Origin of the sequence: Streptococcus mitis (assembly GCF_946188585.1) — a bacterium.
Lineage (GTDB): Bacteria > Bacillota > Bacilli > Lactobacillales > Streptococcaceae > Streptococcus > Streptococcus mitis_DG.
Map to the genome: position 1 here is coordinate 115,209 of NZ_CAMHVI010000002.1, position 25,681 is coordinate 140,889.

25 protein-coding genes and 1 riboswitch are annotated in these 25,681 nt (G+C 42.6%); of the genes, 6 read left to right on the top strand and 19 right to left on the bottom strand.

Annotated features, from left to right (window positions below; genetic code table 11):
• Window positions 1–44: 44 nt before the first annotated feature.
• The 4 genes from N8M66_RS03255 to N8M66_RS03270 form a co-directional block, all read right to left on the bottom strand.
• Window positions 45–269 carry an acyl carrier protein gene (locus tag N8M66_RS03255; RefSeq protein WP_000257838.1) on the bottom strand — a complete coding sequence of 75 codons (225 nt, stop codon included), beginning with the start codon at window positions 267–269 and terminating at the stop codon, window positions 45–47.
• 58 nt (window positions 270–327) lie between these two features.
• Window positions 328–1,302, bottom strand: coding sequence for a beta-ketoacyl-ACP synthase III (locus N8M66_RS03260; protein WP_261045624.1), 975 nt, complete (start codon window positions 1,300–1,302; stop codon window positions 328–330).
• A complete protein-coding gene (locus N8M66_RS03265; protein WP_000386356.1) occupies window positions 1,302–1,736 on the bottom strand; it encodes a MarR family winged helix-turn-helix transcriptional regulator in 435 nt (144 codons plus the stop codon). The genes N8M66_RS03260 and N8M66_RS03265 overlap by 1 nt, the downstream gene beginning before the upstream one ends.
• A gap of 93 nt (window positions 1,737–1,829) precedes the next feature.
• Complete coding sequence (locus N8M66_RS03270) at window positions 1,830–2,615, bottom strand: enoyl-CoA hydratase (protein ID WP_261045626.1); 786 nt, start codon at window positions 2,613–2,615, stop codon at window positions 1,830–1,832.
• A gap of 208 nt (window positions 2,616–2,823) precedes the next feature.
• Between N8M66_RS03270 and N8M66_RS03275 the strand changes: the two genes are divergently transcribed.
• From N8M66_RS03275 to serS, 3 genes are all read left to right on the top strand, one after another.
• Window positions 2,824–4,188 carry an aspartate kinase gene (locus tag N8M66_RS03275; protein WP_261045628.1) on the top strand — a complete coding sequence of 455 codons (1,365 nt, stop codon included), beginning with the start codon at window positions 2,824–2,826 and terminating at the stop codon, window positions 4,186–4,188.
• 2 nt (window positions 4,189–4,190) lie between these two features.
• Window positions 4,191–4,562 carry a DUF956 family protein gene (locus tag N8M66_RS03280; RefSeq protein ID WP_261045629.1) on the top strand — a complete coding sequence of 124 codons (372 nt, stop codon included), beginning with the start codon at window positions 4,191–4,193 and terminating at the stop codon, window positions 4,560–4,562.
• A 213-nt stretch (window positions 4,563–4,775) separates the two neighbouring features.
• The gene (gene serS / locus N8M66_RS03285) at window positions 4,776–6,050 is read left to right on the top strand and encodes a serine--tRNA ligase (RefSeq protein ID WP_261045630.1); all 1,275 of its coding nucleotides are present in this window, start codon (window positions 4,776–4,778) and stop codon (window positions 6,048–6,050) included.
• Between the two features lie 24 nt (window positions 6,051–6,074).
• Here the strand turns inward: serS and N8M66_RS03290 are convergent, their stop codons facing one another.
• From N8M66_RS03290 to zapA, 7 genes are all read right to left on the bottom strand, one after another.
• Window positions 6,075–6,974: a TDT family transporter gene (locus N8M66_RS03290; RefSeq protein WP_261045632.1), complete on the bottom strand. Its 900-nt coding sequence runs from the start codon at window positions 6,972–6,974 to the stop codon at window positions 6,075–6,077.
• A gap of 103 nt (window positions 6,975–7,077) precedes the next feature.
• Entirely contained in the window at window positions 7,078–8,142 is a 1,065-nt protein-coding gene (locus N8M66_RS03295; protein ID WP_261045634.1) for an acyl-CoA dehydrogenase family protein, read from the bottom strand.
• Window positions 8,143–8,156: 14 nt separating this feature from the next.
• Entirely contained in the window at window positions 8,157–8,705 is a 549-nt protein-coding gene (locus tag N8M66_RS03300) for a carboxymuconolactone decarboxylase family protein (protein WP_061424394.1), read from the bottom strand.
• A 131-nt stretch (window positions 8,706–8,836) separates the two neighbouring features.
• Window positions 8,837–10,159 (bottom strand): alanine/glycine:cation symporter family protein, encoded by a 1,323-nt coding sequence (locus N8M66_RS03305; RefSeq protein WP_261045639.1) that lies wholly within the window; start codon window positions 10,157–10,159, stop codon window positions 8,837–8,839.
• Between the two features lie 90 nt (window positions 10,160–10,249).
• Window positions 10,250–10,338: riboswitch (glycine riboswitch) on the bottom strand.
• 163 nt (window positions 10,339–10,501) lie between these two features.
• The gene (locus N8M66_RS03310) at window positions 10,502–12,838 is read right to left on the bottom strand and encodes an endonuclease MutS2 (protein ID WP_261045641.1); all 2,337 of its coding nucleotides are present in this window, start codon (window positions 12,836–12,838) and stop codon (window positions 10,502–10,504) included.
• Window positions 12,839–12,940: 102 nt separating this feature from the next.
• A complete protein-coding gene (locus tag N8M66_RS03315) occupies window positions 12,941–13,489 on the bottom strand; it encodes a CvpA family protein (RefSeq protein WP_261045644.1) in 549 nt (182 codons plus the stop codon).
• A complete protein-coding gene (zapA, locus tag N8M66_RS03320) occupies window positions 13,486–13,788 on the bottom strand; it encodes a cell division protein ZapA (protein ID WP_000002019.1) in 303 nt (100 codons plus the stop codon). The genes N8M66_RS03315 and zapA overlap by 4 nt, the downstream gene beginning before the upstream one ends.
• An 86-nt stretch (window positions 13,789–13,874) precedes the next feature.
• Here zapA and rnhC point away from each other — a divergent pair, with 86 nt between their 5' ends.
• From rnhC to N8M66_RS03335, 3 genes are all read left to right on the top strand, one after another.
• Window positions 13,875–14,756 (top strand): ribonuclease HIII, encoded by an 882-nt coding sequence (gene rnhC / locus N8M66_RS03325; protein WP_261045645.1) that lies wholly within the window; start codon window positions 13,875–13,877, stop codon window positions 14,754–14,756.
• Between the two features lie 3 nt (window positions 14,757–14,759).
• Complete coding sequence (gene lepB, locus N8M66_RS03330; RefSeq protein WP_261045647.1) at window positions 14,760–15,374, top strand: signal peptidase I; 615 nt, start codon at window positions 14,760–14,762, stop codon at window positions 15,372–15,374.
• 118 nt (window positions 15,375–15,492) lie between these two features.
• Window positions 15,493–17,859 (top strand): ATP-dependent RecD-like DNA helicase, encoded by a 2,367-nt coding sequence (locus N8M66_RS03335; protein ID WP_261045649.1) that lies wholly within the window; start codon window positions 15,493–15,495, stop codon window positions 17,857–17,859.
• A 153-nt stretch (window positions 17,860–18,012) separates the two neighbouring features.
• Here the strand turns inward: N8M66_RS03335 and tig are convergent, their stop codons facing one another.
• The 8 genes from tig to mvk all read right to left on the bottom strand — a co-directional run bounded on the left by tig (window position 18,013) and on the right by mvk (window position 25,671).
• Window positions 18,013–19,296: a trigger factor gene (gene tig, locus N8M66_RS03340; protein WP_261045651.1), complete on the bottom strand. Its 1,284-nt coding sequence runs from the start codon at window positions 19,294–19,296 to the stop codon at window positions 18,013–18,015.
• Window positions 19,297–19,456: 160 nt separating this feature from the next.
• Window positions 19,457–20,089 (bottom strand): response regulator, encoded by a 633-nt coding sequence (locus N8M66_RS03345; protein WP_261045652.1) that lies wholly within the window; start codon window positions 20,087–20,089, stop codon window positions 19,457–19,459.
• A 10-nt stretch (window positions 20,090–20,099) separates the two neighbouring features.
• Window positions 20,100–21,098 carry a sensor histidine kinase gene (locus N8M66_RS03350; RefSeq protein ID WP_261045654.1) on the bottom strand — a complete coding sequence of 333 codons (999 nt, stop codon included), beginning with the start codon at window positions 21,096–21,098 and terminating at the stop codon, window positions 20,100–20,102.
• Window positions 21,095–21,793 carry a cell wall-active antibiotics response protein LiaF gene (liaF, locus tag N8M66_RS03355; RefSeq protein WP_261045655.1) on the bottom strand — a complete coding sequence of 233 codons (699 nt, stop codon included), beginning with the start codon at window positions 21,791–21,793 and terminating at the stop codon, window positions 21,095–21,097. The genes N8M66_RS03350 and liaF overlap by 4 nt, the downstream gene beginning before the upstream one ends.
• Window positions 21,794–21,869: 76 nt before the next feature.
• Window positions 21,870–22,880 carry a type 2 isopentenyl-diphosphate Delta-isomerase gene (fni, locus tag N8M66_RS03360; protein ID WP_261045656.1) on the bottom strand — a complete coding sequence of 337 codons (1,011 nt, stop codon included), beginning with the start codon at window positions 22,878–22,880 and terminating at the stop codon, window positions 21,870–21,872.
• On the bottom strand, window positions 22,864–23,871 hold the full coding sequence (locus N8M66_RS03365; RefSeq protein WP_261045658.1) for a phosphomevalonate kinase: 1,008 nt from the start codon (window positions 23,869–23,871) through the stop codon (window positions 22,864–22,866). Before N8M66_RS03365 ends, fni begins: the two co-directional genes overlap by 17 nt.
• The gene (gene mvaD / locus N8M66_RS03370) at window positions 23,858–24,811 is read right to left on the bottom strand and encodes a diphosphomevalonate decarboxylase (protein ID WP_261045660.1); all 954 of its coding nucleotides are present in this window, start codon (window positions 24,809–24,811) and stop codon (window positions 23,858–23,860) included. The genes N8M66_RS03365 and mvaD overlap by 14 nt, the downstream gene beginning before the upstream one ends.
• The gene (gene mvk / locus N8M66_RS03375) at window positions 24,793–25,671 is read right to left on the bottom strand and encodes a mevalonate kinase (RefSeq protein ID WP_261045662.1); all 879 of its coding nucleotides are present in this window, start codon (window positions 25,669–25,671) and stop codon (window positions 24,793–24,795) included. Before mvk ends, mvaD begins: the two co-directional genes overlap by 19 nt.
• Window positions 25,672–25,681: the final 10 nt, after the last annotated feature.

Consider the following 25,681-nt stretch of genomic DNA (forward strand, 5'->3'; position numbering starts at 1 on the left):
ACAAGAGGGAGCGGGTTTCCCTACTCCTTCTATTTGTATTCTGCTTATTTTGTTTGCTCTTCAACGTAGGCAACCAAGTCACCAACTGTTTTCAAGTCATCTTCTGCTTCGATTTGGATATCAAAAGCATCTTCGATTTCTGAGATTACTTGGAACAAGTCCAATGAATCTGCGTCCAAATCATCAAAAGTTGATTCAAGTGTTACTTCTGATGCGTCTTTCCCAAGTTCTTCAACGATAATTTCTTGTACTTTTTCAAATACTGCCATGATAGGACTCCTTTAAAATAAATAGTTTTTTATAACAATGTGTTCACCACATGATTACCTAAATTGTAAGAATGAGCGTGCCCCAGGTCAAGCCTCCACCGAAGCCTGATAAAAGAACAGTCTGGCTACCATCTAAATGGATGAGACCTTGTTCTACACACTCTGAAAGTAAAATCGGGATACTTGCTGCACTGGTATTGCCATATTCCATCATATTGGCTGGAATTTTATCTCGGTTAACACCGATTTTTCTAGCCATCTTATCCAAAATACGGTCATTAGCCTGATGAAGTAGCAGATAATCCAAGTCTGTCGCCTCTATAGGAGATTCATCAATAGTCTGCTTGATAGACTTGGCTACGTCCCGAATAGCAAAATCAAAGACTGCACGCCCATCCATCTTCAAAAATGAATCTGCACTTTCTTGATCTGAAAACGGAGAATGCAAGCCTGAATGTCCATAAGTTAGACACTCGCTACGACTCCCATCACTATTGAGACTCTCAGCCAAAAAATGCTCTTGCTCGCTAGCTTCTAACAAGACACCACCAGCACCATCTCCAAACAAAACAGCTGTTGATCGGTCTGACCAATCGACTGCTTTAGAGAGGGTTTCACTACCAATCACCAAGCCTTTTTGAAAGTGACCAGAAGCGATAAACTTTTCAGCAGTTGATAATGCAAATACAAATCCACTGCAAGCCGCTGTTAGGTCAAAAGCAAAGGCCTTATTAGCACCAATATTAGCTTGAACACGAGCAGCTGTAGAGGGCATCATAGAATCTGGAGTAATGGTAGCTAGGATGATAAAATCCAACTCCTCTCCTGTGATTTCAGCTTTTTCCATCAGTTTCTTAGCAACCTCTGTAGCCAAATCACTAGTAGATTCTGTTCTTGAAATATGCCTTTGTCGTATTCCCGTCCGACTTGAAATCCACTCATCATTGGTATCCATAATCTGAGCCAAATCATGATTTGTAACCACTTGCTCTGGCACATAATGAGCAACCTGGCTTATTTTTGCAAAAGCCATTATCTCAAATCCTCCAAAAATTGATAAAGATTAGTCAAACCTTTGCTCATAACCTCCATTTCTTGCTTACTCATACCATCAATGATTTTTTCAACCATGGCCTTGTGGAAGCGTTTATGTAGCCTATGAACCAAGCGACCTTTCTTTGTCAAATGCAGATGCACTACACGTCGATCATGTTCTGAACGAATGCGTTCAATGTAGCCCTTGCGTTCGAGATTATTCAAACTAGTCGTAACCGTCCCAAGAGTCACCATCAACTCTTTTGACACTTGACTTGGTGTCACATCTGGAACTTTTCCAATCACATCAATCGTATGCATTTCTTTGATGGAGATATCCTTGAAACGACTACCTCTCAAGCTAACTTCCTCAATAACGAGGACATTGTTAAATATAGATGTTAAATATTCATTAATTCGTTGGTAGTCCAATCTTTCCTTCCCTCCTTTTCAAAAAAACTTTTAGAATCAAAACATTTGACAAAAGAATTATATCAAAGTTCAAAGAATGGTGCAAGTATTTTTTTATTTTCCTGTAAATTTAGGTCTTCTTCTCTCCGAATGAGCCCGAACTCCTTCTTTAAAATCCTCCGTTTGGGCTAGAGATTCCTGAAGGTTCAGTTCTAAAGTAGCATAATCTTGCCAATCTTTAAATTGGCTTTCCCAAACCAACTTCTTGATGGCAGCATAAGAATTAGTTGACCCGCGTCTTAATTTTTTAAGAAGCTGTTCTCTCGTCTTTTCAAGTTTATCAGCTTCACAGACGCGGTAAACAAGCCCCCACTCCAGAGCTTTTTCTGCTGTCAAAGCCTCACCTGTCATAGCTAGTTGAGCAGCACGCGTCACACCAATACTTCGACTCAAGAGGTGAATTCCCCCTGCATCTGGAGCCAAACCAACGCCAACAAAGGCTTGGATAAATTTAGCCTTATCCGTTGCCAGGCAGAAATCTGCAGCAACAGCCATATTCGCTGCGGCACCTGCAACAGCTCCATCAACTTCCATCAAGACAGGTTTAGCAATTTGCTTGATTTTATAAGAAATAGCATTGACCAATTCTGCGATTTTCGTCAATGATGGAATATCATCCTCGTCCACTGCCCGCTTCATCTCTACCAAATCTCCCCCAACCGAGAAGACCTTTCCATTGGCATTAATTAAGATAAAATGCACAGCTGGATTCTCTTCTGCCAGAGTTAGTGCTTCTAAAATTTCCTCACACATGGGAATGTGGAAACCGTTAGCGACCTCAGGACGGTTTAAGGTAAGGATTGCTAAATCCTCTTCAAGCTGATAAATAATGTGTTCCATCTGGACTCCTTTTATTTTATAAGCGATTTAAATTATTTTATTTTCAAAGTATATCTTTTTTGAAATCAGAAAGCAATAAAAAATCGACTAAAAGTGTCTCAGCCGATAAAAAAGGCTCGCTTTGTCCTAGAAAGCATCTTATTTTCTTCATTGAAAAAAGGCTTTCTTTCTGCTATAATCGTATAAAATACTTACTTTAGGAGTTCTTATGAAAGTTGTTAAATTTGGAGGTAGCTCTCTTGCCTCTGCTAGTCAATTAGAAAAAGTTTTAAACATCGTCAAAAGCGATCCAGAGCGTCGTTTTGTAGTTGTTTCTGCGCCTGGTAAACGCAATGCTGAAGATACTAAGGTTACGGATGCCTTGATTAAATACTACCGCGACTATGTTGCTGGTAACGATATTAGTAAGAGTCAAAACTGGATTATCGACCGCTATGCTGCTATGGTTAGTGAACTAGGTCTTAAACCAACTGTGCTAGAAAAAATTTCAAAAAGTATTCGCGCCTTAGCTACTCTTCCTATCGAAGAAAACGAATTTCTCTACGATACTTTCCTAGCAGCCGGTGAAAATAACAATGCTAAATTGATTGCTGCCTACTTTAATCAAAACGGGATCGATGCACGCTATGTGCACCCTAGAGAAGCTGGTATTGTGGTCACAAGTGAACCTGGTCACGCTCGCATCATTCCATCAAGTTATGACAAGATTGAAGAATTGACAAATGCAAATGAAGTCCTTGTCATTCCTGGTTTCTTTGGTGTTACTAAGGAAAATCAAATCTGTACTTTCTCACGTGGAGGTTCAGACATTACGGGTTCTATCATTGCTGCTGGTGTCAAAGCTGACCTTTATGAAAACTTTACAGACGTTGATGGTATCTTTGCGGCTCACCCAGGAATTATTCACCAACCACACTCGATCCCTGAGTTGACCTACCGTGAAATGCGTGAGTTGGCCTATGCAGGATTCTCAGTTCTTCATGACGAAGCCCTTCTCCCTGCCTACCGTGGAAAAATCCCTCTTGTTATCAAGAATACCAACAACCCTGACCATCCAGGTACTCGTATCGTTCTAAAACACAGTAGTGATGAATTCCCCGTTGTGGGAATTGCCGGTGACTCTGGGTTTGTCAGCATCAACATGTCTAAATACCTCATGAACCGTGAGGTTGGATTTGGACGCAAGGTTCTTCAAATCCTTGAAGATCTTAATATCGGTTGGGAGCATATGCCAACAGGTATCGACGATCTTTCAATCATCCTCCGTTCTCGCGAACTAACTCCTATCAAGGAAGAAGAAATCCTTCGTCAGTTGGTGCAAAAAGCTGAAGTAGATCATGCAGAAATCGAACATGACCTTTCAATCATTATGATTGTTGGGGAAAAGATGAAGAGTCATATCGGAGTAACTGCTACTGCAACTCGCGCTCTATCTGAAAACAAGATCAACATCCAGATGATGTCTCAAGGTTCTAGTGAGGTTTCTATCATGTTTGTTGTCCATAAAGACCAAGAAAAAGCAGCTATCAAAGCCCTCTACAATGCCTTTTTCGGTGAAAGCAAGGAAGACTAATCATGGCCCAGTCTCTTAACAAAACTGTTCTTCTCAATACAACAGGCACCTCCTACCTCTCTATAGCTGGGAAAGTGGGAAAATTCTTGGTCGGGGATCAGGCTCTGGAATTTTACCCAGATGTCAATGTTGAACAATTTATCCAAATTCCTTGGAGCCATATCAACCAAATTGGAGCCAATGTCTCTGGTCGTAAAATCAGTCGTCACTTCGAAGTCTTTACAGACAGAGGAAAATTCCTCTTTGCTTCAAAAGACTCCGGTGCCATTCTTAAAATTGCTCGCGAAAAACTGGGCAATGACAAGGTCGTCAAACTTCCGACTCTACTCCAGACCATTGGTCAAAAATTTAAAAATCTATTTGCAAAAAAGTAGAAACTTTAGTATAATCATAGCAACGGATAAGTAGGTTATCTTCTTCTTTCAGAAAGTCTGCGGGTGCTGCGAGCAGATAGGAGGGATAGGTGAAATTCTACCGTTAGTAACAATTACATATACAATCAAGTGCACACCTGTGAAGTTGGATGGAACCGTGGCCCTGCCACTCCAACGCTTTGTCAGGTGTGCTTTTTTCATAAAGGAGTTCTTATGTTAGATATCAAACGTATTCGTACAGACTTTGATGCTGTTGCAGAAAAATTGGCTACACGTGGTGTAGATACTGCTATCTTGAATGAGATGAAAGAAATCGATGCTAAACGTCGTGACATCTTGGTCAAGGTTGAAACTTTAAAAGCAGAACGTAACACAGTTTCTGCTGAGATTGCCCAAGCCAAACGCAACAAGGAAAATGCAGACGACAAGATTGCTGCCATGCAAACCCTATCTGCCGAGGTCAAAGCCTTGGATGCCGAATTGGCAGAAATCGATTCTAAATTGACAGAATTTACCACTACCCTTCCAAACATCCCAGCTGATAGTGTTCCTATCGGAGCTGATGAAGATGATAATGTGGAAGTTCGCCGTTGGGGGACTCCACGCGAGTTTGACTTCGAGCCAAAAGCTCACTGGGATCTTGGTGAAGACCTTGGTATCCTTGACTGGGAACGCGGTGGTAAGGTAACAGGAGCTCGCTTCCTCTTCTATAAAGGTCTCGGCGCTCGTTTGGAACGTGCTATCTACAACTTTATGTTGGATGAACATGGAAAAGAAGGCTACACTGAAGTCATCACACCTTACATGGTTAACCATGATTCTATGTTTGGAACTGGTCAATATCCAAAATTCAAGGAAGATACTTTTGAACTCAGCGACAGCAATTATGTTCTTATTCCTACAGCTGAAGTTCCTCTGACAAACTACTACCGTGATGAAATCCTTGATGGTAAAGACCTGCCAATCTACTTCACTGCTATGAGTCCTTCATTCCGTTCTGAGGCTGGCTCTGCTGGACGTGATACTCGTGGATTGATTCGTCTGCACCAATTCCACAAGGTTGAAATGGTTAAATTTGCCAAACCAGAAGAATCTTACGAAGAATTGGAAAAAATGACTGCCAACGCTGAAAACATTCTTCAAAAACTAAACCTTCCATACCGTGTCGTTGCGCTCTCTACTGGAGATATGGGCTTCTCAGCTGCCAAGACTTACGACTTAGAAGTTTGGATTCCAGCGCAAAACAATTACCGTGAAATCTCAAGCTGTTCAAACACAGAAGATTTCCAAGCCCGTCGTGCCCAAATCCGTTACCGTGATGAAGCAGACGGCAAGGTGAAACTCCTTCACACTTTGAACGGTTCTGGACTTGCAGTTGGACGTACAGTGGCTGCTATTCTTGAAAACTACCAAAATGAAGATGGTTCTGTGACCATCCCTGAAGTTCTTCGTCCATATATGGGTGGAGCTGAAATTATCAAACCATAAAAAATAAGGTTTAGCTATTTCTAGCTAGACCTTTTTTCGTAACCAAATCAGATAAGTACCTAAAACAAAGAGTAAAATAGTTAGGCATATAATAGTTTCAGCCAAGACCAGATAATCCAGAAATGGAAGTTTCAAGATTCCCTGAGCCATCTTGAGCGAAGTAGCTGTGATAATGGTTGGGAAAGTGAGGGCTGAGAAAGCTGGTTGAAAACCTTGTTTTAAAATATTGGGCAGGCGAGTCAAAACAAAGAAAAAGAAGGATTGGGAAGACAAAATCATAACGATTAAGATCCAAGTCGGCAGGCTGGCTCCTCCAACTCGAACTAGAGAAGCCAAGAGTAGAGAGAAAGGAGCACAGTAGATTCCCTCTTGTCCCAAGAGTGCTGGAGGAAGAGGGTGTTTCTTTAAATCGCTATAAATAAGGGGATAGAGATAGAAGGTTAGGAGAAAACCAAAACTCAAGGTCGCATAGGCAATTTCGATGATGCCTACAAGAGGATAGGTTAAGGCAGCCACTGCTATCCCCACATAGAGTACCGTCCAGCTCGGAGTCGCATTGACTCTCTTACCAGGACAGGCAAATTTGATGGTAAAACCAGCAATCAAGGCCAAATCCAAGAGAAATGAAAACCACCAAATCCCTTGCGATACTAAAGGAAATGCAGGAAACACACGAAAGATATAAGTCGATAAAATCATCCCAGCCATGGGAAAGGTTGCCATTCCTGATAAAAGAGGGGGCTTGGTCAATTCTTGCTTGGTTTCTTCCCAATTAAGCAGATGAAAGATAAAAAAGTAAATCCACAAAATAAAACCTGTCAAACTAAATACCTGTGACAGAACTGGCAACGTATCTAAAACGAGATTCCCAGCTCCTGCTAAACCGAGTAAACAACCAGAAAATACTAAGGGGAGTTTTTTCATCCTAACCTCCAATAATCATGTTAATTTCAGTATAGCATAAAAGCGCTTAAATGAGGACTTAAAAAAACGAAGTTGAAAATTCAAACTTCGTTTTTTCTACTTTTTAACTCGTTGCTAAGATATGGCGTAACTGAACAGCGCTTGGAGAAACAATTGGAAGAAATGCTCCTTCATTCCATCGACGAATAAATCCTGATGTTGATTTGCTAAAGTAGCCTCTACCGCCACCTGCTTGTAACTCTAATAGAAGACTCTGAGCAACAACATCCACAATGTCTATTCTTAACTGAAAGAGTTCCCGCGGATTGGTAACAAAATAAGACCTGTCAGACAAACCTCGATAAAGCTCTCGGCGAATAGCATCTAACTGCTCAACCTGATGTTTCCATTCATCTGTTAATACACTGCGTTTCCCCAATTCTTTTTCTACTTCTGATAGAGAACGTTCAGCTAAACCAAAAGCTAGACCAAATTGGTAGCCTAAAAAAGCAGGACGATTTTGTGCCAAAAATTGATGAGCATCTTTTGATAAAATCCATTCCTCTTTCAAAAGGACCTTATTAAAAGTCAGAGCAGCCGTGTTTCCTCCTTGAAGAGAAACAAATTCTAAGTCTTCAGAACGACTAAAATTCTCTGCGTCTGATGGTACAGCCACCACATAACTTGTAGTTGGATCATCTGTAAAACCTGCCACAAAAATAGTTAAGAATCGATTTCTTCGAGCATTCGTTACCCACGGCAGTCTCCCTTTTAGATACAATTGTCCATTTTCTTCAATAATTCGAACATTCAGTTCCTCTAGGTCAGATAAATACTTAACGGCATTGGACAAGGCAGTAGCACCTGCATATTCTCCAGACAAGAGTTTTTCCAGATAGCTTTCTTTAAAATAGGAATTTTCTGTATGGAGAATATTATCTATTAAAGTGCGTTGCCCCCATGAAATAAAAGAAGCTGTTAAGGAATGTTGTGCAAGTTCTGCAAGGATATCAATGACATCTTGATCACTTCCTCCTGAACCTCCGAGAGATTCCGGAACACCTACACGAAAGGCTCCCTCTGCTGCAATTTTCTCAATCAGCTGCTCTCCAGCTTGACAAGACTGTTTGTCGATTTCATCAGCATGCTGATCCAACCAGCTCAAAAATTCTTCTGAAAAAAATCCCATAGTCTTTACTCCTTTTATGCATAAGGTTGCAATTCTGGATTAATTGGGGTATTGGCTAGGTTATTGGCATAGTTACAAAGACTTGCTAGGCTGACACCAAGAACCACATCCAAAGCATTTTGTTGCGTGTAGCCGACTTCTAAAAACTCAGACAAAGCTTCATCTCCTACACGCCCCTTGGTATTGATGACCGCCAAGGTAAACTTAGCTAGAGTATCCAATTTAGGATCTGTTTCAATCGGAGTACGATTGCGAAGGGCTTGAAGCAGGTCATCATTCATCTGGATTTGTTTAATTGAAAAGGCTGTGTGACCTGCGACGCAGAAGGCACAACCATTGGTTACTGCTGCCGTGATTTGCACCACTTCACGTTCAACGGGTGTTAAGCTATTGCGACGGTTGATAGCTCCGACAGTACGGTAAGCCTCTAGGGCAGTAGGAGCATTAGCCAAGAGACCGATTAGGTTGGGAATATAGCCATTGTTATCTTTTTGCACCGTTTCAAGAACTTCTTTCACTTCTGCTGGTGCTGATTCTACTGTATGAATTGTAAATGTTGTCATCATAAAACCTCTTTTCATTTTGTTGAAACCTAGTCTATCACAGATTCTATACCTTGCATAATATATATTTTAAATTGCACTGATAAAAATTCTTTATGAAAGCAAAAAATCACACAATCTGTGTGATTTCATTATTTACCAAAATACTTTTTAGTCTCAGCAATAACGACTGGTGATAAAACTAAGAGGGCAATCAAGTTTGGCAGGGCCATCAAGGCGTTGACGATATCTGCGATAATCCAAACCATATCCAACTCGATAAATCCTCCCAACAAGACCATGAGCACAAAGACCACACGGTAGAGCCAGATAAAGCGAACCCCAAAGAGGAACTCGAAACAACGTTCTCCGTAATAGTTCCAACCTAGAATCGTCGTAAAGGCAAAGAGTACAAGGAAGATGGTCAAGAGGGCAGGGCCAAAATGTGAAAAGACTGTTGAGAAGGCTGACTGAGTCAAGGCAACTCCATTCAAGTCACCACTCCAAACACCAGTTACCAAGATGGTTAAACCAGTCAAGGTACAGATAATGAGGGTATCAATAAAGGTTCCTGTCATGGAAATCAAGCCTTGCTCTACTGGTTCATTTGTCTTAGCCGCAGCAGCTGCAATGGGAGCTGAACCTAGACCAGATTCATTTGAAAACACACCACGCGCCACACCATTTTGAATAGCCATCCGAATGCTAGCCCCAGCAAAGCCACCTACCGCAGCAACAGGACTAAAAGCTGATGTCAAGATTAGAGTGATTGTAGCTGGGAGTTTGCCAATATTGAAGAAAATAACTGTAAGTGTCCCTAAAATATAGATGATGGCCATAAAAGGAACAACGGTAGTCGAAACCTTAGAAATGGACTTGAGTCCGCCAAAAACGGCAATCGCTACTAAGACAGACAAAACAAGAGCTGTGATAGCTGGCGAAATAGTTGTTGTATTTTGGATAGATTCTGTAATCGAGTTTACTTGAGTGAAGGTCCCGATTCCCAACAAAGCTACTAGAACACCTGCCAGGGCAAAGAAGATGGCAAGTGGTCGCCACTTTTCTCCCATCCCTAGAAGGATATAGTGCATTGGACCTCCCGCTACTGCACCATGGTCGTCCTTTGTGCGGTATTTAATCGCCAAGAGTCCTTCAGCATACTTGGTAGCCATTCCAAAGAAAGCAGCCATCCACATCCAAAAGAGAGCTCCTGGTCCACCGACCTTGATAGCCGTCGCCACCCCGATAATATTTCCCGTACCAACTGTCGCTGCGAGGGCTGTACACAAGGCCGCAAAACTGGATACATCACCATGCCCCTTATCCTTGGTAAAAATAAGCTGGAAGGCCTTGGGCAGACGCAAAACCTGTAAAAGTCCGAGACGGGCAGTGAGGTAAATCCCTGTTCCGACCAATAAAATCAAGAGGGGAGGACCCCAAACAAAAGCATCAATTGATTTTAGCAATTCTAACATTCTATTCTCCTATCTTTTCAACCCCAAAAGAAAGAGCACATGCAAAATACATGTACTCTGGAATGCTTAGATAAATGCTAAAAAGCGGTCTATCCTAGCTCTGTCCTTTTACCTGAGAGTTTGAGCAGTTGCCTGCCTTGCCCCTTCGGTGCCTTTACGGTCTCTCCAGAGTTCCGTCCATTTACAGTCATGGAAAATCAAACGATTACCCACTTCTATTAAACTTCATTCGGTGTTGGTATTTAATTGATTCTTATTTTACAAAAAATGTTGGCTTTTGTCAATGTGTTTATTAGTAAAACTTAATTCAACAGTTTTTACTGTATAAAGTCCGAAATACTGCTATCCTTTAAAAGTGACAATAGTCGCACCACTGCCCCCAGCATTTTGTGGGGCATAGCCGAAACTCTTGACATGTTTGTTTCTTTGTAGATATTTGGTCACTCCTTCACGGATGACACCTGTTCCAATACCATGGATGATATCAACTTGGGCCATATTGTTGAGCAGGGCTTGGTCGATAAAAGCGTCAAGCTCGTTCATGGCTTCTTCGTAGCGTTTACCACGGAGATCCAATCTTGCTTGTGGTCCCCGACCAGAAGTCCGTTTCACAACATTGACCTGTTTCTTCTTGACTTGCTTTTCTTGCTGGGCTTGAACAAGGTCAAATTCTTTCTCTTCCAAGGTCATCTTGATTAAACCAACTTGGGCTTCCCAGCGTCCGTCCTTTAGTTGACTGGTCAAGGTACCACGCTGTCCATAACTGAGAACCACGATATCATCTCCCACCTTGGGAGCTCGTTTTTTCTTGGCCTTTTGAAGGACCTTATTTTTAGACAAGTCCACTTTTTCAGGAGCCAATTTTTTCAACTTGGCCTTGGCTTCAATGATTTCATGGGGTTTGAGTTGAGATTTACTATGGAGATTCTTAAGAATCTGATCACTTTCACTGAGAGCCATGTCTACAATCTCCGCTGCCTGTTCACGTGCCTTGTTGAGCTCGGTTTCCTTTTCACGATTGAGCTCGTTGTAGAGTTTTTTGAGAGCTCGGTTCATCTTGAGATTTTCTTGCTCCACCTCACGGATATTATCCAAGCGTTTACGGCTTTCAAGCGTTTGCTCTTCCAATTGTTCAATGATGCGGTTGACATCATTATCTTGGTTGACCTGCTGGCTGGCATCTCCTACGATGACATCTGACAAGCCCAGACGTTTGGCAATTTCAAAGGCATTGCTTCGGCCAGGAACCCCCTGCATAAAGCGATAGGTTGGGCGAAGAGTTGCAGTATCAAACTCCATGCTAGCATTTTGCACAAAGGCTGTCTCAATACCATAGGCCTTGAGCTCCGGATAGTGGGTCGTCGCCATGGTCTTGACTTGACGCAGGCGAAGGTCCTCCAAAATAGCCATGGCAAGGGCAGCTCCTTCTTGAGGATCTGTACCAGCCCCCAACTCATCCAAGAGTAAGAGTGAATGTTGATTGACCTTACCAAGAATATCTACGATATTGGTCATATGGCTAGAGAAGGTAGACAAGCTCTGCTCAATAGACTGCTCATCTCCAATGTCAGCAAAGATTTCTTCAAAAATACCAACACGACTTCCCTTGTCTGCTAAAATCGGCAAACCGGACTGAGCCATAACCTGCGTCAAGCCCAGAGTTTTAAGCATGATGGTCTTCCCACCTGTATTGGGACCTGTGATGACAATGGCTGTTAAATCTTGGCCAAAATGGACATCATTTGCGACAGCATTTTTGACCAAAGGATGGCAGACATGGAGCAGTTGAATCTCCTGATTTTCTGACAGCTGAGGAACAACTGCTTGGCTTTCTTGGATAAAGCGGACCTTGGCACGAATCAAGTCTAGATGGCCGATAATCCAAGCGTCATTGGCAATCTCAGCCGCATGAGGACGGACACGTTCAGAAATTTCTTGGAGAATGCGAAGCATTTCATAGCGCTCATCTGCTCGTAAACTGGCAATTTCTTCGCTCAGTTTGACCACCTCACGGGGTTCGATATAGACGGTATTTCCACTAGCAGAAATATCATGAACGACACCTGCAATCTTGTTGCGATAGGTGTTTTTGACTGGTAAAACCTGACGTCCATTTCTGCTGGCAACGATTCCTTCTGTCAACATCTGCGCTTTTTGTTTGAGCAGATCCTGTAAAACATCGCGTACCTGACTTTCGCTATCATGGATTTTTCGACGGATTCGCGCCAATTCTTCACTGGCAAAATTTTCAATGAAACCTGCATCATTAAAGGCCTGAAGATTTCCTTGTAATTGCGGAAAATCGTGTAGTTTTTCAAACCAAAGGGCTAATTCCTCCAAGCTGACATTTTCCAGATTAGCATAAAAACTTTGAAGCTCTCTGCTAGAAAGAAGCACGCGCTTCAAGAGTAGGAACTCCTCGATATTGAGATCTGCCCCCATCTCCAAACGCTTGCAGACTCCTGCGATTTCCTTAGTTGCTAGAATAGTAAAATGCGGTTGCTCGACAAAGAGAGCCTGCATTTCCTTCATCTCAGCAAAAGCCTGTTTGATTTTATCCGCTTTAGCAGTCGGAGCCAGCTGTCTCAATTGCTCCAAGCCCTGCTCGGTCAACAAATGAGGTTCAAACAAGGCCTTGACCTTATTGAACTCTAATGTTTCTAATATTTTCTTGTTCATCTTTATTTCCTTGTCTTTGAATGTCTAGGTGTATTAGCTTTTTACATCCTGATAAATTCGAATCAATCTGTAAACAAAGGGCTAGGAAAACTCCTGCCCTTTTTATCCGATTAAATTTGTCACCCAGATTTGTTTGAGCCAACTGGTTGTTACTGGTATGCTCTGGATGATGTGTTTTGCGACGATACTCTTTTCAAGAGGATTTTGTATAGCTACCATGGGGATGGTTGCCAAGATTGTCAAGGCCATCTGCAAGACAAACAAGGTCACCAACATGGACAAGATACCTGCTGAAACTTGGAACAACTTACCACCAAGCTTTTTACTAGGAATCAAGTGTAAGAGGAGACCAAGTAAACGACCGATGCTATAGACAACCCCAAATACAAGCAAGTAGCCGATCCCTGCGTAAAAGACCTTATCCAACTGAAAGAGTTGATCCGATGGGAAAAAGAAAGTTCCCTGACCTTCCTGTGGATTTGCATAAGGGAGCAGCAAATGAAATTGCTCTCCAAGTCCCTTATAAAACTGGCCAGCCACAAAAGCCGATGCCATGGCTGAAATCAGGTAATAGACCTGTAAGAGCAGGCCTCTCCGATAGCCGATATAAAATCCCCAAGCCAAGACCAATAGAAGAAGGAGTGAAATCATAAGGAATCCTCAATCTTGCTCTGTTCTTGCTTGCAAGTCACAAGCTTGTGGCGGAGTTCTTCTAATTCTTGCTCCTTATCATCAAATTCAATCTCTCGGCTGAGCTGAGTTGATAAACAGTTGACTGCCAACAAAAGAGCGATTGTTTCATCGTCTGCACTAGGCATTTGTTCTTTAATTGCTTGGTATTTTTCTGTCGCAACCTTAGCGATTTCCTCCATAAAGAGATTATCATGCTCGCTTGTCAAGGTTAATGATTTTTTCCCGAATGTAAATTTGAATCGATTTAGATTTGCCATAAAATTCACCTCACGATATTATACCAAAATTCGCTAATTTTGTCAGTTTTTACAAATTTACCTGCTTTTATGGTACAATAGAAACTATGGCAAGTATAACACTCACACCAAGTGAAAAGGAGATTCAGGCTTTTCTTGAACACTATCAAAGCAATCTGGCTCCTAGTAAGAACCCCTATATCCGCTACTTTTTGAGACTACCTCAAGCAACGGTTTCTATCTATACTTCTGGAAAGGTCTTACTTCAGGGTGAAGGCGCTGAGAAATACGCTAGTTTCTTTGGCTATCAAGTTCTAGAGCAAACCAGCGGACAAAATCTCCCTTTGATTGGGACAGATGAGGTGGGAAATGGTTCCTACTTTGGTGGGCTTGCAGTTGTGGCTTCCTTTGTCACACCTGACCAACATGATTTCTTACGAAAACTCGGTGTGGGGGATTCCAAGACTCTGACCGACCAAAAGATCCGTCAGATTGCCCCTATCCTCAAAGAAAAAATCCAGCACCAGGCACTGCTTCTCTCACCAAGCAAGTACAACGAAGTCATTGGAGACCGCTACAATGCGGTTTCGGTTAAGGTTGCCCTCCATAATCAGGCTATCTATCTCCTCCTTCAAAAAGGTCTTCAGCCTGAGAAAATTGTGATTGATGCCTTTACCAGTGCTAAAAATTATGACAAGTACTTGGCACAAGAGGCCAATCGTTTCAGCAATCCTATCAGCTTAGAAGAAAAGGCTGAGGGCAAATACTTGGCTGTAGCAGTTTCTTCTATCATTGCGCGTGATCTCTTTCTGGAAAATCTTGAAAATCTGGGACGAGAACTAGGCTATCAACTTCCAAGTGGAGCTGGAACAGCTTCTGACAAGGTGGCTAGCCAGATTTTGCAAGCCTATGGTATGCAGGGACTCAACTTCTGCGCCAAACTGCACTTTAAAAATACTGAAAAAGCGAAAAAACGCATAGAAAGGTAAGTTATGAATTCATTTAAAAATTTCCTAAAAGAGTGGGGAGTATTCCTCCTGATTCTGTCATTACTAGCTTTAAGCCGTATCTTTTTTTGGAGTAACGTCCGCGTAGAAGGACATTCTATGGATCCTACCCTAGCGGATGGTGAAATCCTCTTTGTTGTCAAACACCTCCCTATTGACCGTTTTGATATCGTGGTGGCCCATGAGGAAGACGGTAATAAGGACATTGTCAAACGTGTCATCGGAATGCCTGGTGATACCATCCGTTACGAAAATGATAAACTTTACATCAATGACAAAGAGACAGATGAACCTTACCTAGCTGACTACATCAAACGTTTCAAGGATGACAAACTCCAAAGCACATACTCAGGCAAGGGATTTGAGGGAAATAAAGGAACTTTCTTTAGAAGTATCGCTCAAAAAGCTCAAGCCTTCACAGTTGATGTCAACTACAATACCAACTTTAGCTTTACAGTTCCAGAAGGAGAATACCTTCTCCTCGGAGATGACCGCTTGGTTTCGAGCGATAGCCGCCACGTAGGTACCTTTAAATCAAAAGATATCACAGGGGAAGCTAAATTCCGCTTCTGGCCAATCACCCGTATCGGAACATTTTAAGAAATCGAAGAGGCCGAGAATCGACAATCTCAGCCTCTTCTTCTATCGTGAGAAGGGATCGTTTATTGACTATAGTAAAAACAACCCCAACTCTCACCTATTCATGCAAAGGAATTTTATGGAAGTTTATTTTTCAGGAACCATTGAGCGGATTATTTTTGAAAATCCCAGCAATTTTTATCGCATCCTCCTCCTAGAAATCGAAGATACGGACGCAGAGGATTTTGATGATTTTGAAATCATTGTCACTGGTACTATGGCTGACGTGATTGAGGGGGAAGACTATACTTTTTGGGGACAAATTGTCCAGCACTCCAAGTATGGAGAACAACTGCAAATCAGCCGTTATGAACGCGCAAAACCAACTAGCAAGGGGCTGGTTAAGTACTTCTCCAGTAGCCATTTCAAGGGAATTGGTCTCAAGACAGCTCAAAAAATCGTGGACACCTATGGGGATAATACCATTGACGAAATTCTGCAACACCCAGAAAAGCTAGAAGGCATTGCAGGACTCTCTGCCAAAAATCGCGAGGCATTCGTCTCCACTCTTCGTCTCAACTACGGAACGGAGATGGTTTTGGCCAAACTAGCCAACTACGGCATTCCCAATAAACTAGCCTTTCAGATCCAAGACTTTTACAAGGAAGAAACCCTTGATGTGGTTGAAAATTATCCCTACCAGTTGGTTGAGGATATCAAGGGCTTGGGCTTTACCATTGCTGACCAGCTAGCTGAGGAGCTAGGCATCGAAAGTCAGGCTCCTGAACGCTTCCGTGCCGGTCTAGTTCACAGTCTTTTTCAGGCCTGTATGGAAACAGGGGATACCTATGTTGAAGCACGAGATTTGCTAGAACAAACCCTTACTCTTCTTGAATCTTCCCGTCCCGTAGAACTGGACCCCAGCCAAGTAGCCCAAGAACTCTCCTGCCTCATTGAAGAAGACAAGGTTCAGCAGATTGATACCAAAATCTTCGACAATAGCCTCTTTTTTGCTGAGGAAGGCATCCGCAGTCACTTGGTTCGTATCCTTGAAAAAGGAAAACAGAAGAGTCAGGATTTAGAAACCATTCAAAAACATATCGCTACTGTCGAAGAAGATCTGGAGATTGAGTATGATAGCATTCAAAAACAAGCTATCTGTGATGCTATCCAGAACAAGGTTTTTATCCTAACAGGTGGGCCTGGTACTGGTAAGACAACGGTTATCAATGGTATCATCGCTGTTTATTCCCTCTTAGAAGGACTTGACCTCAGGAAAAAAAGCAACTTGCCTATTCTTCTTGCTGCTCCAACTGGACGAGCCGCTCGGCGCATGAATGAATTGACAGGTTTGCCTAGCGCGACCATACACCGCCACTTGGGAATGACAGGCGACGATGATACCAGCCATCTGGAAGATTATCTGGATGCTGACTTTATCATCGTGGATGAATTCTCCATGGTGGATACTTGGCTAGCCAATCAGCTCTTCTCCAACATCTCTTCTAACAGTAAGATTCTCATTGTGGGTGACAGCGACCAGCTCCCGTCTGTCAGCCCTGGACAGGTTCTAGCTGACCTTCTTCATATTCCCTTGATTCCTCAGACTCGCTTGGAAAAAATTTACCGTCAAAGCGAAGAATCAACCATCGTCACCCTAGCTAGTCAAATTCGACAGGGCATCTTGCCAGCTGACTTTACCCAGAAAAAAGCAGACCGTTCCTACTTTGAAATTGCTAGTGGCCATATTCCAGCTACGATTGAAAAAATCTTAGGCGCTGCCCTCAGAAGTGGTATCCCTGCACGTGATATTCAGGTTCTGGCTCCCATGTACCGGGGGACAGCAGGGATTGATGCTATCAATCAGCTCATGCAAGACCTACTCAATCCACCACAAAAAGACCAACTCAGTTTTGAAGCTCCCCAGTGCCACTATCGTAAGGGAGACAAGGTCATTCATTTGGTCAACGATGCTGAAATCAATGTCTTCAATGGAGATTTAGGAGCTATCACAGACTTGATACCTGGTAAATACACCGAGTCGAAGCAAGACGAGATTGTCATTAATTTTGATGGCAACGAGGTCTCTTACCCACGTAACGAATGGTACAAAATTCGCTTGGCCTATGCCATGAGTATCCATAAGTCCCAGGGAAGTGAGTTCCCTGTTGTTATCCTACCTATCACTAGTGCTAGCAGGCGTATGCTGGAGCGCAATCTCATCTATACAGCCATTACACGCGCCAAAAGCAAGCTTATCTTACTAGGCGAATTACAGGCCTTCGACTATGCTACTCAGCACATAGGAACAGCCCGAAAAACCTATCTGATTGAACGCTTCAGTGATTTATTGGAGAGAGTTGAAGAAAAGCAACCAGCTGTCTCTGAAACAGCCACATCAAGCGCTTCTGAACAATCCTACATCCTGACCGAAGAAAACTGGGACAGCATCCCGGCCATGATTGGGATTACAGACGCAGATCTCAAAGAGATTTTTAGAAAATAGTGCACAAGAAAACCCACCAATTCAGGTGGGATTTTTATTTATTAATACTCAATGAAAATCAAAGAGCAAACTAGGAAGCTAGCCGCAAGCTGTACTTGAGTACGGTAAGGCGACGCTGACGTGGTTTGAATTTGATTTTCGAAGAGTATAAGATTATTTAACTGTTGCTGTGCTTGTAATCAATTCAACAGCTTTTTTGATTGTGATATCGTGTTTCAACATGTCCGCTGAAAGCAAGCTTTGTACTTGTGCAACTTCCATGTTGTAATCTGCAGCCAATTGCTCGATTTCTTTTTGGATTTCTTCTTCTGAAGCGTCAAATCCTTCAGCTTTGGCAACTGCTTCGATAACAAGGTTAGTCTTAGTACGTGACTCAGCTTCTCCCTCGTATTGTTTGTGAAGGTCTTCTTGAGTAGTTCCAGTGATTTGGAAGTACATGTCAGGGTTGATACCTTGACGTTGCAAGTTTCCAAGGAATTCGTTTACTGAGCGGTGAACTTCTTCGTGAATCATTTCTTCTGGAAGTTCTACGATTTCAGCGTTTTCTACAGCTTTATCGATTGCTGCTCCTTCAACTGCATCTTTGTAAGCTTCTTCTTTAGCTTCAGCCAATTCCTTGCGATATTTTTCTTTTAATTCAGCAAGTGTTTCAACTTCTTCGTCGATGTCTTTTGCAAGTTCATCGTCAAGAGCTGGAACTTCTTTAGCTTTTACTTCGTGGATAGTTGTTACGAATTTAGCTTCTTTACCTGCAAGATCTTCCGCTTGGTAGTCTTCTGGGAATGTTACGATAACATCAACAGTTTCACCAGCTGAGTGACCTACCAATTGGTCTTCGAAACCAGGGATGAATTGACCTGAACCAAGTCCAAGTGAGAAGTTTTCACCTTTTCCACCATCAAATTCAACACCATCGATAGAACCAACGAAGTCGATAACAACAGTGTCGCCGTTTTCAGCAGCAGCTTCTTTGATAACCAATTCAGCCAAGTTATTGCGTTCGCGTTCGATACGCTCTTCAACGTCAGCGTCAGTTACTTCTTTTTCTACATCAACTGATACTTCAAGGTTTTTGTAGTCACCCAATTTTACTTCAGGTTTTGTAACAACTTCAGCAGTGATAACCCAGTCTTGACCTTTTTCCATTGAAGTTACGTCAATTTTTGGTTGAGCAACCACTTCAAGGCCAGCTTCTTTTACAGCTGCTTCATAAGCATTTGGCAAAAGAGCGTTCATAACGTCTTGGTAAAGTGACTCTTCACCAAATTTTTTGTCGAAGATAGGGCGTGGAAGGTGACCTTTACGGAAACCTGGAACATTAAGAGATTTCTTCACTGAGTTGAAGACACGGTCCAATTCTGGTTTGATTTGGGCTTGAGAGATAGTGAAAGTCAAGACACCACGGTTTGTTTCTTTGTTTTCAAATGATACAGACATTCTGTCATTTCTCCTTAAAATTTTTTAAATACAGTCTATTATAACATAAACAGGCGACTTTTTTCAAGTAATGAATGCGCTTTTCAAATACGCTAGAGGTACTTGCTTGCTTCTTTGATACTAAGGTCAGCCATTTATCCAACATTATTTTATATAACTATTAAAAGTCCCCATGCCCCACCAAATGGTGCTGAAAGGCATAGACCGCTGCTTGGGTACGGTCGCTGACTTCAAGTTTGGCAAGAATGTTAGACACGTGGGTCTTGACAGTCTTGAGAGAGATAAAAAGTTCGTCTGCGATACGCTGATTTTCGTAGCCCTTGGCGATGAGTTGGAGAACATCTCGCTCACGCGCAGTCAGGTCCTCATGTAGTTCTATGTGATTGCGGTGGTATTCGACTTTTTTGCTGACCTCTTGCTCAATGGCCAACTCTCCAGCAGCTACCTTACGGACGGCATGGAGTAGTTCGTCTGCACTAGAAGTCTTAAGCATATAGCCTCTAGCACCAGCATTCAAAACGGGCATGATTTTTTCATTGTCCAAGTAAGAAGTCACAATTAAAATCTTGGCTTCAGGCCATTCTTTGAGAATGGCTAAAGTAGCGTCAATCCCATTCATCTCAGACATGACGATATCCATGACAATGACATCTGGACGCAATTCCAAGGCCAAGTCAATGCCTTGAGACCCGTTTGCCGCCTCACCCACAACTTCTACATCGTCTTGGAGGTCAAAGTAGCTTTTCAACCCTAATCGGACCATTTCATGGTCATCTACTAGTAAAATTCTCATCTCTACTCCTTTATGATTCCTTATCGAGCAAGGGAATACGGATATCAACTGCCAAACCTTGCTTGGGAGCTGTCAAAAGCTGAACCGTCCCTGCCATATCTTCAACCCGCTCCTTGATGTTTCGCAGTCCATAACTCAAGTCATCGAAGCTCCCCAACTGGAAACCAATCCCATTATCCACCACCTTCAGCTGCAATTCAAGATCCGTCTGATAGAGATAAACATCTAAGCAAGAGGCCTGGGCATGACGAAGGGTATTACTAATCAACTCCTGCAAAATGCGGAAGATATGTTCTTCAATTTTCTTAGGCAATTTCGTCACATTTTGCTTGAGACTAACCTTGAGATCACTCTTGTCCTCAAGCTCTTTTAAGAGGATTTGAATTCCTTCAACCAGACTCTTCTGTTCCAGTTCAACCGGTCGCAAATGCAAGAGCAAGACCCGTAAATCCTTCTGGGCTGTTTCAAGGATGGCTGTGACACTCTGCAACTGGGTCTGCATCTTTTCTCTATCCAGTTTCAAAGCCTGCTGGTTGACACCTGACAAAATCATATGAGCCGCAAACAACTCCTGACTGACGGTATCGTGCAAATCCCGAGCAATGCGCTTTCGTTCCTTCTCGATGATTTCCTCTTCCTGAGCAAGACTGTGATTTTCAGCTTTTTGAAGAGCCTCTGTCAAGAGGTTAAGTTTGCCTGACAAGGACTTGAAACTGGCATCTAAATCTGGATCTGCAACCTGAACCACTTCTTGCCCTGCCAACAAACGCTTGAGATTAGCCTGTATTTTTCTTAGAGAAAGCTCTTCGACACCTCGCCAAAACAGAGCTAAAAGACAAGTCATGGACATACTGAAAACCAACAACAAAAAGACAAATTTTTCTGTTTTTTCAACATCGTGCAAGAAAATTGACCAGTCAAAATCAAGGATTTCTAACAAGCTGTGGGATAAAAATAAGACAAAGAGGAAAGAGGTGATGGCAATAATTACATAGGCTTGTTTTTTCATCCTCTAACCACCTCCACATCTCCAACCATAGTGGTCAAGAGAATCTTGACGCTCTTGTTACTCTTGAGATAGTCTCTTGTTTCCTGATGATAGTGTTCATTGCGGAGGGCACGCTTGGGCTGATTGAAAAAAGTCAAATCCCCATAGAGACAGTTAACACTGAGACTGACTTCCACATCAACAGGCACAATGATTTTGGTCGTGCCTATCATCTTTCTGAGGATAATAACATTGTCATGATTGGTTAGGATGACCCTCTCCAAATGAATGGTGTCCTTACCCATGAGGCGAAAGAGATTGATATCATCAAACTGGCAAGTCTGGTAACTTGAAAAATGATGGAGATTCCCAAACCAACGATTTTTCTCCTTCTTAACCGTCACTACCTCTTCAAACACCAAATTGGTCTGCTCTTTTTCCTGATTCATCATCGGATAAAGAAGAAAAAGGCTGTATATGACCGCAACAAAAATAGCTAGAATCACAAAAGGATTGAGCATGACGATGAAAAAGAAGAGAATGGTTGCCACCACCAAAAGAAGATTATTGCCCTCTTTACCAGTATAATAGCGAATCAAAAGCAGAAAGAGGAATAGAATCAGCAAAAAACGCGAAAAATGCTCTGAAACCATCAAAATCAGTGCTCCTGTCAAAAGACAGGCTTCGATAAATAAAAAGATTTTAAATTTTCTCATACATGCATCCTCTCCCTTCTATTTTATCACAATTCAAAAAAGTCACCTCGGTCTGAAGATGGAAAAAAGGCGGTGGTTACGCCTTTTTCATCTGATCTTTTGCTTCTTTTAATTTTCCATAAAGAATGTAATCTACGCTTTGCAGATCTGCTATAGTGGCACAATTAAGGGCACACATGATCAAGCGTAGATCTTCTTTCCAGCCTTGGACAATGCCAATCACTTCTTCAACTGAATAGGTTTCAACCAACTCCAGAACTGTTCGAGACAGTCCTACAGCCTTGGCACCAAAAACTAAACACTTAATCATATCCAGCGGATTGCGAACGCCTCCACTAACCAAGAGTTCAACCTTGTCTTTCCAGTCTTGGGCATTGATAAGGGCCTGCATAGTAGATTGCCCCCATTGATTGAGGTAATCACGTTGATCACTGCGACGGTTTTCGATATAGGCAAAGCTGGTACCACCTCGACCAGACAGGTCAACAGCTCGAACGCCTAGTTCATAGGCTCTTTCGATGGTCTTCACATCCATTCCAAAGCCCACTTCCTTTAAGACAATGGGAACAGGGATTTGCTTGCTATAGTCTACCAGATGCGATTGCCAGTTTCTGAACGTTCTTTCTCCCTCAGGCATGAGTAATTCCTGCATAACATTGACATGCACTTGCAGGAGAAGAGGATTCATCGCTTCTACAGTCTGAAGTCCTAACTCAACAGCCTTGTCCAATCCAATATTGGTTCCAAGAAGGAGATTTGGATGACTAGACTTGACAGAAAATGAATCGTCTTTTGGATCTTTGAGGGCTGCGCTATAAGAACCCGTCACAAACAAAATCCCACAGGCATCTGCCACCTGAGCCAGCTTTTGATTGATTTCTTTACCTTTATCACTCCCACCTGTCATGGCATTGATATAAAAAGGAAATTCCCACTTTCGACCAGCAAATTCTGTGGACAAATCAATTTCATCTAGGTCATAAAGAGGCAAGGAACAATGAATCAACTCCACCTCATCAAAGCTATTATAGGAACTTTTCTGCTCAAGGGCATAGCGTATATGCTCGTCCTTACGATTTGTCGTCATGTCCTATCCTTTCTTGGTATAAGAGCTCAATCCCTAGATCGGCCCAACGATTTTTTAGGGTTTCAGTTGATTGCTCATCAAAACTCAAGGCAATACCACAGTCACCACCACCAGCACCGCTACTCTTGGCAACAGCCTGCAAATCTTGACTAGCTACCTTCAACTGTCTAAGCGAAGGCGTGTAAATATCTGCGCTCAAGGCTTCTAAAAGCTTGCTTGCCACTTCTACTTGCTTGATAACTTTTTCGGCTTTCCCCTGCTCCAAGGCTTCTACCAAAGCAGTCACCGTTGCTTTTGAGGAAGTTAAAAAATTCTGATTGATGTTTTGCTTGATTTGCTGGACCATGTTACTAGATACGGCTACTTCCTTAGTCCATCCCACTAGGAAATCACATTCTAGGGCAGGTTGTACGTGTGAAATTGAAAAACCCCAATCATGCTCCAAAACTGTCGCCAAGTTTTCTTCTTCTAACCAAGTTGCCACCTTTTGACGATCAAATGACCGGTAGAGAACCAAATCCTCTGCCACAATACAGGCAAGATCGCCCATGGAACCATTGTCTCCTCGCTTGAGCAAGACAGCACTAGCCAGCTTAAATAAGAGATCTTGATTAACCGAAAGATCATATAGAGCAAGCAGAGCCTTGATAACCAAGACAACGACACTACCGCTAGAACCCAGACCAAACTTTTTGCCTTCTCGTTCCATTTTTCCACGGATTTCTAGAGAAAAAGGTCTTAAAGTTTGACCTCGATAAGTCAGGAAATCTTCCACTAAAGCAATTGTTTCTTGAATCAAGCTGTAGGCAGGATTTGGCGTCAAATCAACTGCGAAATCAAACAGATCCGAATAGATACGATAACTATCAGAAAAGGCAATCTCAGCCCTTATATAGATAGGAATGGCCTTTATCAAGGCTAACTGCCCTGGCTCTAAAATAGCATATTCACCTGCCCAATAGAGTTTTCCGCAAGTTTTAACAGCAATCATCTTGGCTCAAATCCTTTGTTTTTGACACAATCAAGCGGTAACGTTGACCGAAAATTTCTGATAAATGCTCCAAGTCTTTCTCTTGACAGAGGACCTTAACATTGGGACCAGCATCCATAGTAAAGTAGCAGGCTTCTCCTTGCTTGCGAAGTTGACGGACAAAGTCCATGGCTTCATAAGATGCATCCGTCAGATAAGAAAAGGCTGGCGATGCTGTTTTGGTCGTAGCGTGCATAGCAAGAGCATTTTTCTCCGTTAAATCCCCAACCTTGGCAAAATCATTCTCTTTGAGATAAACCAGCATATCCTGATAATCCTTCTCAGACTGACGCACCCAGTCGTCAAAAGTCGTCGAAGTTTCCACACAGAGTTTCATCCCGTCACGGCTAGAAATTGGTTTTTTCTTGTCCTCTAGCACCAACATGATCATAGCTAGTTTCAAGTCTGTCTCTACAGGGTAAATCTCTCCACTATCCTTGTCCCAGGCACCTAATGGTCCATAAAAACTCCGAGAGGAAGATCCTGAGGCAAACTTCGCTTCCTGCGCTAACTGACTTCTATCCAATCCAAGCTTGAAATAAGCATTGCAAGCCTTGACCAAGGCAGACAAACCACTAGAACTTGATGACAAGCCTGCTGCGGTAGGCATATTATTTTTAGTATCAATTCGAACAAAGCCTTCTCCAACTGGACGGTAGCGGTCAATAATCTTGCTCATCTTAGCATGCTCTGCCTCATTTTGTAGCTGACCATTGATATAAAAGGCATCAGCTGTCGCATTCGTCGGTAGAGATGACAAAGTAGTCTCCGTAAACATATTCTCCAAAGTCAGAGAGATGCTGCTAGTAGCAGGAACCATCTCTTTTTCTTTTTTCTTTCCCCAATATTTGATAATAGCAATATTTGCGTAGGAACGTACTGTTACAGGCTCTCTATCCATGTCTGAACAGCTCCTTTCTCTTCTAATCTTTCTGCTAGTTCTTGAGCTTGTGTCAAATCGGCTGCCAAGGCTATGATACAGCCTCCTAGCCCACCACCGCTCATCTTGGAACCCAGAGCACCATGGCTAAGAGCCGTTTCAACCAAAGAATCTGACTCAGGACTACTAACACCAATTTCTTTTAAATGTAAATGCGCTTGACTGAGGATTTGTCCCAATCCTTCAGCATCTTTTTGTGAAATCGCATCTTCTGCTTGCTGGGTTAATTCCCCCAAGGCATGCAAAAACGGTAGGGCATCCTTGCCCTTGCTCTGAACCACTTGGATAGCTTCACGAGTGTGACCATAAACGCCAGTATCAGCAATCACTAAATAGGCTGATAGATCCATCTCAAGCTCTGTAAATCCTACATTCTTGATAAAGCGAATAGGTTGGCCACTGAGACAGGTCTTAGCATCCAAACCACTAGGATTCATATGGGCAATCATCTCAGCCCTATTGACCAAGATTTCTAGTACATCATGTGGCAGCTCGGCTTGATAATAGTCAAAAACCGCACGAATGGCCGCTATGCTGATAGCCGCTGACGAACCCATTCCCCGTTTTTCAGGGATAGCCGAGTCAATCTCACAGCGAATGCAGGCTTCTTTGATATCCAAATACTCCAGCGAAGCATAAACTGCCATGGACAAGGTATCCTCCTCATAGAGACGCCAAGGACTCGCTGCAGGAACTACCTTACAAGTTACCACCACCTCCAAAAGAGGCAGGGAAATGGCAGGATAACCGTAAACGACCGCATGCTCCCCTATTAAAATTATTTTACTATGTGCCTGACCGACACCCACTTTTTTTGTCATGTTTTCCTTT